Below are 13,101 nucleotides of genomic sequence, written 5' to 3'. Positions count from 1 at the left end.
GGTGCCGGTTGCTCAGGTCGTCCTCACGTCTCGCGGCTGCGCCGCTCGCGCGCAGTCCGCAGAAGGAACTCAGGAAACCTTGAGCTTGGCGGTGCGGAGCCCTTCCCAGCGCTGGGCGGCCGGGGCGGGGAGATCGAGCTGGTCGAGGACCCGGGCGGTGATGTGCTCGACGAAGTCGTCGATCGAGGCCGGGTTGTTGTAGAAGGCGGGCATCGGCGGCACGATCCGCACGCCCATCCGCGAGAGCGCCAGCATGTTCTCCAGGTGGATCTCGCTCAGCGGCGTTTCGCGCGGGACGAGCACCAGCGGACGGCGCTCCTTGATCGTCACGTCCGCCGCGCGCGCCACCAGGCCGTCGGCGTAACCGGAGCGGATGCCGGCGAGGGTCTTCATCGAGCAGGGCACGATCACCATGCCGTCGGTGCGGTAGGAGCCCGACGAGATGCTCGCGCCCTGGTCATCCGGGTTGTAGACGACGTCGGCGAGCGCGCCGATCTCCTTGACGCTCAACCCGGTCTCCAGCTCCACCGTTGCTCGCGCCCAGCGGCTGAGCACCAGGTGGGTCTCCACCTCGGGCAGTTCGCCCAGCTGCTCCAGCAGTCGCACACCGAGCGGCGCCCCGGTCGCTCCGGTCATCCCCACGACGAGTCGCACGCTTCTCCTTTTCGGTCACCTCGTGCTGATGACTCCACGCTAAGCGACGATCGCGCAGGTGAGCGGGTATTCTGGCGACAAGCGATGGGGAGAATCGGACAGGGCGCAGATGGCTGAGATCACCGACGTCGGCTACCGGCCGGGGCTGAACGCGCCGATCGGCATGGACGTCATCGACTTCACCGAGCTGCGCTCGCGCGCCGAACGCCGCGGGATCGCCCTCGCCGGTCCGCAGCGGCCGGACTTCCACCACCTCATCCACGTCCACGCCGACGCCGACCCGCTGCCGCACACCGTTGACTTCACCGAGCACGTCATCGAGCCCGGCGGCTGGCTGTGGGTGCGCCCCGGCCAGGTGCACCAGTACGGCGCGCTCACGCGCTCGCGCGGCACGATCGTCATCTGGCGACCCGGTTTCGTCACCATCGATACGCCGCCACCGGAAACCCCTCTGCTGCCGGGAGGTTCGGCCCGCGAGGCGGTCGATCTGGCGCTGCGACACCTGCTCGCCGACTACGCCGACCTGGGCTCGATGACGCTGGAGGCGCACAACAGGTCGCTGCGGATGCTGCTGGCGGTGCTGCTGCTGCGACTGGCCCACGCGGGCGAGGCTCCGTACTCCGCCACCCCGGCCGACGGCCCGTTCGAGCGATTCCAGGCGGCGGTGGAGCGCGACTTCACCCGCACCCACCGAGTCGCCGACTACGCCGCCGACCTCGGGTACAGCGCTCGAACCCTCACCCGCGCAACGCTGTCCGCAACGGGTCGCTCGGCCAAGTCCTACCTGGACGCCCGGATCGTCCTGGAGGCCAAGCGGCTGCTCGTCCACACCGACCGCGCCTCAGCGGACATCGCCCGCCACCTCGGTTTCACGACTCCGGGAGACTTCAGCAAGTTCTTCCGCAAGCACGACGGCCGAACCCCGCTGGACTTCCGCGCCGAAGCCCGAGGCGTGGGCTGACTCTCACCTTCAGATGAGCTCGCGCAACGCCCGGTGAAACCGCTCGAACTCCCCGCTTCCGGTGACCGTGCCGGAGGGGAAGCGGAAGACAGGGGGCATGTCGATGCCGAGGGCGCGGACGCGATCGAGCTCGGCGCGCAGGGAATCCGCCCCGCCCACCGGTGCCGCGACACCGACTTCGCCGGCCAGAGCCGTGAGGGTGGATGGGTCGGCGATGTTGAGGCCGTCGGTGAAGTAGGCGCGAAAGAGGCGATCGGCCATGACTTCACCGCTGTCCTGTTCGGACGCGGCGGCGAGGAGGCGGTGGGCCTCGAAGGTGTTGGTGAAGATCGCGCGCCGGAAGTTCAACCGCAGGCCGTCCTGCTCGCCGATCGACGACGTCGCGATCTCGCGGGCGACCGACTCGCCGCGCTCCCGCGCGTGCAGCTCGAACAACGGCTCGCCGGACGAAGAGGCATCCGGACGCAGCTGGAAGGGCGCGAACCCCACCTCCACCTCACCACCGGTTCGTCGATGCGCCTCGACCGCGCGCAGGAAGCGCGTGAACCCCAGGTAGGAGTGCACGCACACGAAGTCCAGCACGACCTCCACGCGCGGGGCGCTCACCACGCCACCTCGCCGTCGCGGGAGAAGAAACCGCCCGTGGGACCGTCGGGACCGGTGGTGGCCATCCGGACGATGATCTCCGCCCCTTCGGCGACGGTCTGAACTCCCCGGTGGCCGTTGAAGTCGGTGGCGGTGAAACCCGGGCAGACGGAGTTGATGCGCATCGCCGGGAACGCCCGAGCGTACTGCGCGGTGAGCATGTTCAACGCGGCCTTCGACGAGGAGTAGACCGGCACCGGGATCCAGTGCGGATCATCCGTGGCGGGATCCGGTTTCGCAGCCGCGGCGATCGATCCGAGACGGCTGCTGACGTTGACCACCACCGGGTTCGGACTCGACTCCAGCAGCGGCAGGAACGCGTTGAGCACCCGGACCGGACCGAAGAGGTTGATCTCGTAGGCGGCGAGCAGGTCGGCGGGGGAGGCGTGGCCGGGTGGCAGCACGGCACCGGGCACGCCCGCGTTGTTGACCAGCACGTCCAGCCCGTCGAGGCTCTCCGCCGCCGTGCGAACCGAATCCTCACTGGTCACGTCGAGGACCAGGGGAACGGCTCCGATCTCGGTCGCGGCCTCCGCGCCACGTCGTTGGTCACGCGCCCCGAGCATCACGGTGTGTCCGATTCCGACCAACCGCCGCGCGGTCTCCAGACCCAGGCCGCGGTTGGCGCCGGTGATGAGAGTCGTCGTCATGCCGCCACCCTGCGCCGCCGAGCAGTCGAATCCCGATGCAACGGTCTTCCTGGTACCGCCGGTACCACCCACGCGGAGCGAGTGCGGGCGATACTGGACCGATGACGGAACAACCCGCAGAGCTCGGTGCGGCGCTGCGCGGCTGGCGCGACCGGATCGGCCCGGCCGAGGTGGGACTTCCGGCAGGCCTCGGTCGTCGTGCGAAGGGGTTGCGGCGGGAGGAACTCGCCCTGCTGGCAGGGATCTCGGTCGACTACGTCATCCGCCTCGAACAGGGCCGCGCCAACCCGTCTCCGCAGGTCGTCGGTGCCCTGGCCAGGGCGTTGCGGCTGACCGGGGCCGAGCGCGACCACCTGTTCGCGCTCGCCGGGAAAGCCAACCCCACCAGCGGGCACAGCTCGCCGCACCTGACGCCGAGCCTGCAGCGGCTGCTCGACCAGCTGCGCGGCCTCCCCGTCGGCGTGTTCGACGCGGGCTGGACCCTCACCGCCTGGAACCCGCTGTACGCGGCGCTGTTCGGCGATCCCACGGCGCTGTCGGCGCGAGAGCGCAACGTCGTGTGGGCCTACCACGCCGGCCTTCCGATGCGGGTGCGCTCGACGCCCGAATTGGCAGCGGCGTTCGAGGAGGCGACGGTCGCGGACCTGCGTTCGGCCGCGGCCCGCTTCCCGGCCGACGCGGAACTGCGGGCGTTGCTCGACGACCTGCGCGGATTCCCGCGCTTCGCCGAGCTGTGGGAGTCCCGCACCGTCGGTGAGCACGTGGCGCACTCCAAGGTCGTCGACCACCCCGAGCTCGGTCCCATCCCGGTGGACTGCGACGTGCTGGAGGTGCCCGCCAGCGACCTGCGGCTGGTCGCCTACACCGCCCCGGACGAGGACGCGGCGGAGCAGTTGCGGCTGCTCGACGTCATCGGCACCCAGACCCTCACCTGAGGCACTGGTCCTCCTGCGCGAAGGACATCTGGGCGGGGTGGGCGAGCACCAGGTCGTGGGAGGCCGGATCGAGGTCGGTGCCGATGGGGTAGAGGGTGCCGCCGAGCTCGGCGGCACGGCGGCGCCATCGCTGGTTGCGGCGCAGCCGGTCCGGCAGCCAGAACGGGTCGGTCTGGCCCGCGGCGTCGGAGAGCATGTCGAACAGCCACACCAGCTCGTCGTCCGGAACGCGCAGCCCGGGGCGGGTGAACGACGAGCGGCGGTGCGGGAACAGCAGCCCGATGCTGGTCTCGCTGAGATCGAGGTCGGTGATCTCCGGTGCCGTGCCCGCCAGGAACTCGTCCAGCGCCGAATCGGGCATGAAGTAGTCCGCCCACACCTTGTGCACCCGGTTCCAGCCGGCCGTCACGAACGGCTCGTAGCGGTTGTCGGTGCTGGTCGCGAACTCCCAGTAGGAGACGTCCCAGACCTGCGCGGTCACGTCGAGTCCGCGCAGCAGGTGCGCGTCGTCCGGCTTCCGGTCCGCGCGGTGGTAGGCGGTGAAGCGGAGCTGGAAGCGGTGGCGCTGCGGGGCGAACCAGCGGATCAGCAGGTCGTCGACCTCACCGCGCCGGACCAGCACGCGCCCTGCCCCCACCGCGTCCTGCAGCGACGGGAAGTGCAGGTCGTACACCCTGGCCAGCGGCGGAACCGGAGTCAGCGCCAGCCGCGCGCGCGTGATGATCCCCGCGCAGCCGAGCCCGCCGAGGACCGCGTTGAACAGTTCGCCGTCGCGCTCCGGTGTGCACCACCGCACGGCTCCCGACGGGGTGACGACCTCGACGGCCTGCACCCGGTCGATGATCGCCCCTTCGCTGTGCAGGCTGGAGATGCCGCCGACGCTGAGCACCCCACCGGTGCTCAGCTGGAGGTATCCGGTGGGGCCCGAGGTCAACCGGCGTCCGCGCAGCCAGGCGTGCCAGACGACGTCGCGCAGCAGCACTCCCGCCTCGACGTCGGCGTGGTCGTCGGTCACCGCGTGGATGAGGTCGAGGCTGCGCATGTCGACCTGGATCCCGCCGGACGGGCACAGCGCCTGGCCGCCGGTGGTGTGCAGGGTGCCGTGGGCGCGCAGCGGGACGCCGTTGCGGCAGCACCAGGCGGCCGCGACGGCGATGTCGGCGGTGGAACGCGGACGCAGGATCGCGGCGGGTCTGCGGTCGACGAGATTGCCGAGGTCGGAGGCGTGCAGCTCGTCCCCGTCGGTGACCAGGGCGGCTCCGCGACCGGGCAGTTCCGGGAAGGTCGAGAGATCGGGGGTGCCCGAATCCATCCCGATCACTCCCCCCAAGTGAACGACGTCTGCCAGCGGCCCAGTCCAAATCGGAGTCCATCCTGAGGACCAGGGCTTTCCCCGCGCTTTCTCGCCTGGTCAGACAGGTTTCGCCGAGCCCGCGCGACGTGGGTGTCCGCTTCTAGACATTCACCCGATGGCGCTGGTCTTGGACATGTGCGCGGGAGAGGATTCCGCTGGCGACCCTCCGGCGCGTCGGGGAAGTGGAGCGGAGGGCATTCAGCGGAAGGAAATCGGTGTGAAGACAGCTCGGTTCAGCCGTCCGGCGGCGCTGGGAACCGCCGTGCTGGCCGCGGCGGCGATGACCGCGGCCCCGGCCGCGTCGGCGGCCCCGGCAGCGGGGACGGACCCGTTGACCACGCAGGTCCGGCTGATCACGTTCAACGACCTGCACGGCAACCTCGAACCGCCGGCGGGCTCGTCCGGCCGGGTCACGCTGCCGGACGGCAGCGCCGTCGACGCCGGCGGTGCGCAGTTCCTGGCCACCCACGTGGCGCGGCTGCGCGGAGAGGTGAAGAACTCGCTGGTGCTCTCGGCGGGCGACAACGTCGGCGCCTCGCCGGTCAACAGCGCGCTGTTCCACGACGAGCCCACGATCGAATTCCTCAACCAGCTCGGAGTGTCGACTTCGGTCGTCGGAAACCACGAGTTCGACGAGGGATTCGAGGAACTGCGGCGGATGTCCGATGGCGGTTGCCACCCCGCCGACGGCTGCCAGTTCCGGGAGCCGTTCCCCGGCGCGAACTTCGAGCAGCTCGGCGCCAACGTCACCTTCACCGACGGTCGTCCCGCGCTCAAGCCCTTCGACGTCCAGAACGTCAACGGCACGCGCGTCGGCATCATCGGCGCGACGCTGGAGGAGCTGCCGTCCGTGGTCGCCCCCGGCGCCATCGAGGGTCTCGAGTTCGGCGACGAGGTCGAGGCCATCAACCGCACCTCGCGGATGCTCGACACCATGGGCGTGAAAGCGCAGGTCGTGCTGCTGCACCAGGGCGACGGCACCGAGAGCGGCGGGCCCGACGGGTGCAACCTGACGCCCGGACCGGCGAGCGAGATCGCCAAGGCCGCGTCGCCGAACGTCGACCTGATCTTCACCGGGCACAGCCACGCCCAGTACAAGTGCACGATCGACGACCCGGCGGGCAACCCGCGCCAGGTGCTGCAAGGAGCCTCCTACGGCAGGCTGCTCTCGGTCGCCGACCTGGCCATCGACCGCGTCAGCCAGGACGTCGTGCGCTCGGAGACCAAGGCGCGCAACGAGATCGTCACCCGCGACGTGCCCGCCGACCCCGCCGCTCAGGCGCTGATCGACGAGGCGGCCACCAAGGCGGCACCGATCGCCAACCGCCCGGTCGGCAGCATCACCGGCGACCTGCCCCGCGCAGCCGCCCCGTCCGGGGAGTCGCCGATCGGCGACGTCATCGCCGACGCGCAGTTCGAGGCCACCGCGGCCAACTCGCCGCAGGTCGCCATCACCAACCCCGGCGGCATCCGCGCCGACCTGCTCTTCCCCGGATCACAGGTCGGTGAGGGCGACGGCGTGGTCACCTACGGCGAGGCGTTCGCGGTCCAGCCGTTCGGCAACATCATGCAGACCATGACGCTCACCGGCGCCCAGCTCAAAGCCGTCCTGGAGCAGCAGTGGACCCCGGAGGAGACCAACATCCTGCAGGTCTCGGCCGGTCTGCACTACAGCTACTCGGCGGGTGCGCCGATCGGCTCGAAGGTCACCGAGATCAGCATCAACGGTCAGCCGGTCGACCCCAACACCCCCTACCGGGTCTCGGTCAACAACTTCCTCGCCGGAGGCGGCGACGGGTTCACCGAACTGACGAAGGGCACCGACGTCGTCGGCGGACCGGTGGACCTCGACGCCTTCCTCGGCTACCTCAACGCCCACCCCGGCATCACCCCACCACCAGCAGACCGCATCACCGCCCTGCCCTGAAAACCGACCCACCCACCCGAGTCGACTCCGCAGCCGCGTCGGTGGAGTCACCCCGGGTGGGTGGTCGTTCGGATTTCAGTGGAACTCCGACCCCCGATTTCAGTGGAACTCCGTGACCGGGTTTCAGTGGAACTCCGTGACCTGGTTTCAGTGGAAATCGGGGATCGGGTTTCCACTGAAATCGGGAACCGCCTGGGGCGGTGGGGATCAGCCTTGGGTGGCGAGGGAGCGGAGGAAGAAGGCGAGGTTGGCCGGGCGTTCGGCCAGGCGGCGCATGAAGTAGCCGTACCACTCGTCGCCGTAGGCGGCGTAGACGCGGAGTCGTCCTCCTGCGGAGGCGATGCGACGCTGCTCGTCGGGGCGGATGCCGTAGAGCATCTGGTACTCGAAGTCCGCGTTCGTGCGGCCGCTGCGGGCGGCCAGTTCACCGGCGATGGCGACCATGCGGGGGTCGTGCGTGGCGACCATCGGGTAGCCCTCGCCCTGCATCAGGACCTTCAGGCACCGCACGTACGAGCGGTCGACCTCCGACTTGTCCTGGTAGGCCACCGATTCCGGCTCGGCGTAGGCGCCCTTGCACAGCCGGACCCGGGAGCCGGCCGTGGCCAGGTCGCGGCAGTCCTGCTCGGTTCGCCGCAGGTAGGACTGCAGCACCGCGCCGACCCACGGGAAGTCCACGCGCAGGTCGCGCAGGATCCCGAGGGTCGAATCGGTGGTGGTGTGGTCCTCCATGTCCAGGGTGACCGTGGTGCCCGCCGCGCTCGCGGCCTCGCAGATCAGCCGGGCGTTGTCCAGCGCGATCTTCTCGCCGTCGGAAGGCAGGAACTGGCCCACCGCCGACAGCTTCACCGACACCTCGGCCCGCTCGGCGAGCCCCTGCTCGGCCAGCACTCCCAGCACCTGCCGGTAGTCCCGGACGGTGGTGGCGGCTTGGCTCGCGTCGAGGGTGTCCTCGCCGAGCCGGTCCAGCGTCACGAACAAGCCGTGGCCGCTCAACTCCCGGGTGGCCCGCACGGCGTCCTCGGGTGACGTGCCGGGCACGAAACGCCGAACCACGGGCTTGGTCAGCGGGTTGGCCTCGACGAGCCGTCGCACCGAAGGCGAGCGTCCCGCGGCCAGCAATGCACTGCGCAACACCGAATTCTCCCCACACTCAAGCTGTTCCGGATAAAAGGGGGTGCCCCGGGCCGTCCGGGGCACCCCGTCGTGCTCATCCCATGTGGGGGTAGGTGTGACCGGTCGGCGCGTCCCAGGTCTCCTTGATGGCGCGCGGGCTGGTCCAGCGCTGGATGTTGAGCAGCGATCCGGCCTTGTCGTTGGTGCCGGAGGCTCGGCTGCCGCCGAAGGGCTGGCGGGAGACGATCGAGCCGGTGGGCTTGTCGTTGACGTAGAAGTTGCCCGCAGCACCGCGCAGCTTGCGGTGGGCTTCGTCGATCGCGGTGCGGTCGGTGGAGAACACCGCACCGGTCAGCGCGTACGGGCTGGAGGAGTCCACGACGTCGAGGATCTGGGAGTACCGGGCGTCGTCGTAGACGTGCACGGCGAGGATCGGCCCGAAGTACTCGGTGGTGAAGACCTCGTCGGCCGGGTCGGTGCACACCAGGACGGTGGGTTCGACGAAGTAGCCGACCGAGTCGTCGTAGCCGCCGCCGGCCAGGACCTCGATGGTGTCGGTGCTCTGGGCGCGGTCCAGCGCCGCCTTGTGCTTGGCGAAGGCGCGCGCGTCGATCACGGCACCACCGAAGTAGGAGAAGTCGGTGACGTCGCCGAAGCGGATGGTGCGCGCCAGATCGGCGAGCTCCTCGCGCAGACCGCCTTCCCAGATGGACCGCGGCACGTAGGCGCGGGAAGCGGCCGAGCACTTCTGCCCCTGGAACTCGAAGGCGCCGCGGGCGAACGCGGTGGCCAGCGGAGCGGGGTCGGCAGAGGGGTGCACGACGATGAAGTCCTTGCCGCCGGTCTCGCCCACGATGCGCGGGTAGCTGCGGTAGGAGTCCAGGTTCTCGCCGATGGTGCGCCACAGCTTCTTGAAGGTGGCGGTCGATCCGGTGAAGTGCAGGCCCGCGAAGCCCGGGTCGGTCAGCGCGACGTCGCTGACGGCGTGGCCGTCGCCGGTGACGAGGTTGATCACGCCCGGGGGCAGTCCGGCGGCCTCGAGCAGCCGCATCGTGAAGTGCGCGGCGAACTGCTGCGACGGGGTCGGCTTCCACACCACCGTGTTGCCCATCAGCGCGGGCGCGGTGGGCAGGTTCCCGGCGATGGCGGTGAAGTTGAACGGGGTGATCGCGGTGACGAACCCGTCCAGCGGCCGGTAGTCCATCCGGTTCCACTCGCCCGGGACCGAGCGGGGCTGCTCGGCGATGATCTGCCGCGCGTAGTGGACGTTGAACCGCAGGAAGTCGATGAACTCGCAGGCGGCGTCGATCTCGGCCTGCTGCACCGACTTCGACTGGCCGAGGATGGTGGCGCCGTTGATGGTGTCGCGCCAGGGACCGGCCAGCAGGTCGGCGGCGCGCAGGATGACCGCGGCCCGCTCGTCGAAGGAGGTCGCGGCCCAACCGGCGGCGGCGTCCTTGGCGGCGGCGACCGCGTCGGCGACGTCACCCGCGGTGGCTTGGGCGGCGGTGCCGAGGACGTGCTGGTGGTCGTGGGGCTGGACGACGTCGAAGCGGTCGCCGCCCGCCATGCGCTGGGTGCCGCCGATGGTCTGGGTGAGCTCGATGCGCTCGGACTCCAGCTCGGCCACGCGCTTCTGCAGCGACTCGCGTTCCGGCGAGCCGGGCGCGTAGCCCTTGACCGGCTCGTTGTAGGGCACCGGCACCGAGGTGATCGCGTCCATGCTTGTTCCGCCTCCTTGAGACGCCGTGGGTGTGTTGATTGGAGGTTAGGGTGTGACGCACGCCCGGAGCTTGTTCAATTGGCTATTGTTGATGGTGTCGGCTTGTGGGGTCGGACAAATGGCGCGTGATGTCGAGTCGGTCGGAGTGACCGATGTGGGAGTGCCGCTGCGGCAGCTGCTGGCCGCGGTCGGCGATCCCCTGGTGGATGTGCTCGCCGCGCCGCGAGGCTTGGACGTCGAGGTTCGTGATGTGGTCATTGTCGACCCCGAGGAGGAGTCCGGCAGCGCTCGCGACAGCGATTTCGTGCTGGTCATCGGCGCGCGCGGCCGGGCCGCGGCACCTCTGGTGCGGGCTGCGGCCCGCGACGGCGCCACGGTGGTGGCGGTCAAGGTCGGCTCCGAGCCCGAGGCGCGAGCGTTGCGGGACACGGCGATGGCCGGCGGCGTCGCGCTCCTGGGCGTGCGACCGGAGGTCCGCTGGGAGCGCCTGGAGGCCTACGCCCACAACGCGATCGACAACGCCCGGCTGACCAGCGACGCGGATGTCGGAGAGGCGCTGGGCGACCTGTTCTCGCTCGCCCAGACGGTCGCGGCGATGACCGACGGCATCGTCAGCATCGAGGACACCGCCAGCCGCGTGCTGGCCTACTCGCGCTCCGACGACGAGGTCGACGAGCTGCGGCGGCTGTCCATCCTCGGCCGCCAAGGTCCCGAGCAGTACCTGGTGATGCTGCGCGAATGGGGTGTCTACCAGCGGCTTCGCGCAGGTGAGGACGTGGTGCGTATCGACGAGCGGCCGGACCTGGGCATCCGGCGCCGGATGGCGGTGGGCATCCACGCGGGCAGCCAGCCGCTCGGCTCGATCTGGGTGCAGGAGGGCCGGCGCCCGCTGTCGGAGCGGTCCGAACGCGCGCTGCTCGGTGCCGCGAGGTTGGCGGCCCTGCAGCTTATCCGGCAGCGCTCAGAGGCCACCGCGGGACCGAGGCTCCGGGAGAACCTGCTGGCCGGGCTGCTGGAAGGCCGGGTCGACGCGCGTTCGGTCGCCGACAACATCGGCGCCGACGCGGACCGGCCTGCCGTGGTCGCGGTGTTCACCCTGCGTCCGATGGGCAGCGTCGACCGCTCGGAGCTGGAGCTGCAACGGGCGGAGATGACCGGCTTGATCTCGGTGCATGCCTCGGCCTACCGGCGCAGCGCGCTGGTCACGACCATCGGGTCGCGGGTGTACGTGCTGCTGCCGGAGTTGCCGGAGCGCTCCGCCGCGCAGTCGGCGCTGTCGTTGACCCGCGAGATCGTCGCCGCCGCCAAGCAGCACCTGACCTCGCGGGTGCAGGCGGGAGTGGGGTCGGCCGTGCTGACGCTGGACGAGGTGGCCGAGTCGCGGGCCGAGGCGGACCGGGTGCTGGACGCGCTGGTGCACGACATCGACGCCGAGGTCGCGACGATCTCCGACGTGCGCGCGCAGGTCGTGATCAGCGAGATCCTCACCGTGCTGCAGGGCAACGAGCGCTACCGGGACGCCCGCCTCACCGCTCTCCACGACCACGACTCCGAGCACGCCACGGACCTCGCGCGCAGCCTGCTGGCCTACCTGGACCACTTCGGGGACGTCAAAGCCGCCAGCTCAGCGCTGCACGTGCACCCCAACACCCTGCGCTACCGCGTTCGCCGCGCCACCGACCTCACGGGCATCGACCTCGCCGACCCCACCGAACGCCTCAACACCCACCTCCAACTCCTGCTCACCAAACGCACCCGACACCGCCCAACCTGACCAGGCACAACACGCCGCGCAGGGGAGGACTTTCAAATTTCGCGCGAAATGCGACACGGAAACCTCGCCTTCAAACTTCGCGCGAAATTCGAAACCCCCACGTCAGGAGGGGTGCCGCGGAGCGGGCTGGGCTCGTGCGTTGTCACGCGGCCGGGTGAAGGATTCGAATTTCGCGCGAAATTGCGGGCGGAGCTTCGGGCTTCGAATTTCGCGCGAAATTCGACCGTGCTGGGTGGGGTCAGAGCTTGCGGAGGCGGACCCTGTTGATGGTGTGGTCGATGTCCTTGCGGAGGACGAGGGTCGCGCGGGGGCGGGTGGGCAGGATGTTGTCCACCAGGTTGGGCTCGTTGATGGTGCGCCAGAGGTGGTCGGCCTCGGCGCGCGCCTCGGAGTCGGTCAGTTCCGCGAAGTGGTGGAAGTGCGATTCCGGATCGGCGAAGGCGGTGCTGCGCAGCGCCAGGAACCGGTCGGTGTACCAGCGGGCGATGTGCTCGGTGCGGGCGTCGACGTAGACCGAGAAGTCGAACAGGTCCGAGACGGTGAGGCTGGGGCCGGGCTGCAGGACGTTGAGGCCCTCGACGATGAGGATGTCGGGCTGGCGCACCACGTGCCGCTCATCGGGCAGGATGTCGTAGGCGACGTGCGAGTACACCGGGGCGGAGACCTCGGGAGCCCCGGACTTGACCTCGGTGACGAAGCGCAGCAGCGCCCGCCGGTCGTAGCTCTCCGGGAAGCCCTTGCGGTGCATCAGCCCGCGCCGGACCAGCTCGGCCTTCGAGTGCAGGAACCCGTCGGTGGTCACCAGGTCCACCCGCGGGTGGTCGGGCCAGCGGGCGAGCAGGGTGCGCAGGATGCGGGCGGTGGTGGACTTGCCGACCGCGACGCTGCCCGCCAGACCGATGACGAAGGGAACCTTGGTCCCGCCGGTCTCCTCGCCGAGGAACGTCGTGGTGCTCTCGTGCAGCCGCTGCCGGGCCGCGACCTGGAGGCTGATCAGGCGGGACAGCGGCAGGTAGACGTCGGCGACCTCGTCGAGGTCGACCGGTTCGCCGAGGCCGCGCAGCGCGACCAGCTCGTCTTCGCTCAGCGGGAGGGGGAGCGAATCGCGCAGCTCCCGCCATTGCGCGCGGTGCAGCTCCACGTACGGGCTCAGTTCGCGAACGCGCGTCACAAAGCACCCCTCAGCATCGAGGCCCGGTCGTACTCCTGGCAGCACCGTGAGAAGCCCCGGTGGCGCCAGCGAAAACCCTAGGCATACGACACCGGATAACGCTGTGATCCAGTGCACGCTGAGACGCAGCAGACATGACCTCAACCGATCAACACCGGACCGGCGCAACGCGCGCCGGCCCGGTGCCGGCG

At 70.2% G+C, this 13,101-nt stretch carries 11 protein-coding genes; 4 read left to right on the top strand and 7 right to left on the bottom strand.

Translation table 11 applies throughout. The features are described 5' to 3' along the window. Positions 1-69: 69 nt before the first annotated feature. Positions 70-654 carry a non-oxidative hydroxyarylic acid decarboxylases subunit B gene (locus AB0J91_RS23520; RefSeq protein WP_363794931.1) on the bottom strand — a complete coding sequence of 195 codons (585 nt, stop codon included), beginning with the start codon at positions 652-654 and terminating at the stop codon, positions 70-72. Positions 655-763: 109 nt separating this feature from the next. On the opposite strand from AB0J91_RS23520, the gene AB0J91_RS23515 reads away from it, so the two are divergent. Next, positions 764-1,615, top strand: coding sequence for an AraC family transcriptional regulator (locus AB0J91_RS23515; RefSeq protein ID WP_363872508.1), 852 nt, complete (start codon positions 764-766; stop codon positions 1,613-1,615). A gap of 9 nt (positions 1,616-1,624) precedes the next feature. Here AB0J91_RS23515 and AB0J91_RS23510 read toward each other — a convergent pair whose 3' ends face one another. Then, entirely contained in the window at positions 1,625-2,221 is a 597-nt protein-coding gene (locus AB0J91_RS23510) for a DsbA family protein (RefSeq protein ID WP_363872505.1), read from the bottom strand. Beyond that, entirely contained in the window at positions 2,218-2,910 is a 693-nt protein-coding gene (locus AB0J91_RS23505) for an SDR family NAD(P)-dependent oxidoreductase (RefSeq protein WP_363872502.1), read from the bottom strand. The genes AB0J91_RS23510 and AB0J91_RS23505 overlap by 4 nt, the downstream gene beginning before the upstream one ends. 101 nt (positions 2,911-3,011) lie before the next feature. Here AB0J91_RS23505 and AB0J91_RS23500 point away from each other — a divergent pair, with 101 nt between their 5' ends. Continuing rightward, complete coding sequence (locus AB0J91_RS23500; RefSeq protein ID WP_363872499.1) at positions 3,012-3,845, top strand: helix-turn-helix domain-containing protein; 834 nt, start codon at positions 3,012-3,014, stop codon at positions 3,843-3,845. Here AB0J91_RS23500 and AB0J91_RS23495 read toward each other — a convergent pair. After that, positions 3,838-5,157, bottom strand: coding sequence for an FAD-binding protein (locus AB0J91_RS23495; protein ID WP_363872496.1), 1,320 nt, complete (start codon positions 5,155-5,157; stop codon positions 3,838-3,840). The genes AB0J91_RS23500 and AB0J91_RS23495 overlap by 8 nt on opposite strands. Positions 5,158-5,479: 322 nt before the next feature. On the opposite strand from AB0J91_RS23495, the gene AB0J91_RS23490 reads away from it, so the two are divergent. Continuing rightward, on the top strand, positions 5,480-7,126 hold the full coding sequence (locus AB0J91_RS23490; RefSeq protein ID WP_363872575.1) for a 5'-nucleotidase C-terminal domain-containing protein: 1,647 nt from the start codon (positions 5,480-5,482) through the stop codon (positions 7,124-7,126). A 207-nt stretch (positions 7,127-7,333) separates the two neighbouring features. Here AB0J91_RS23490 and AB0J91_RS23485 read toward each other — a convergent pair whose 3' ends face one another. Both AB0J91_RS23485 and pruA read right to left on the bottom strand, forming a co-directional pair. After that, complete coding sequence (locus tag AB0J91_RS23485; protein WP_363872493.1) at positions 7,334-8,263, bottom strand: proline dehydrogenase family protein; 930 nt, start codon at positions 8,261-8,263, stop codon at positions 7,334-7,336. Between the two features lie 73 nt (positions 8,264-8,336). Continuing rightward, complete coding sequence (pruA, locus tag AB0J91_RS23480; RefSeq protein WP_363872490.1) at positions 8,337-9,965, bottom strand: L-glutamate gamma-semialdehyde dehydrogenase; 1,629 nt, start codon at positions 9,963-9,965, stop codon at positions 8,337-8,339. Between the two features lie 118 nt (positions 9,966-10,083). On the opposite strand from pruA, the gene AB0J91_RS23475 reads away from it, so the two are divergent. After that, positions 10,084-11,739 carry a helix-turn-helix domain-containing protein gene (locus AB0J91_RS23475; protein ID WP_363872487.1) on the top strand — a complete coding sequence of 552 codons (1,656 nt, stop codon included), beginning with the start codon at positions 10,084-10,086 and terminating at the stop codon, positions 11,737-11,739. Between the two features lie 238 nt (positions 11,740-11,977). Here AB0J91_RS23475 and coaA read toward each other — a convergent pair whose 3' ends face one another. Further along, entirely contained in the window at positions 11,978-12,910 is a 933-nt protein-coding gene (gene coaA, locus AB0J91_RS23470) for a type I pantothenate kinase (RefSeq protein ID WP_363794951.1), read from the bottom strand. Between the last annotated feature and the right edge of the window lie 191 nt (positions 12,911-13,101).

The organism is Saccharopolyspora sp. NPDC049357 (assembly GCF_040677225.1).
Lineage (GTDB): Bacteria > Actinomycetota > Actinomycetes > Mycobacteriales > Pseudonocardiaceae > Saccharopolyspora.
This window is presented reverse-complemented; position numbering and strand designations above follow the sequence as displayed.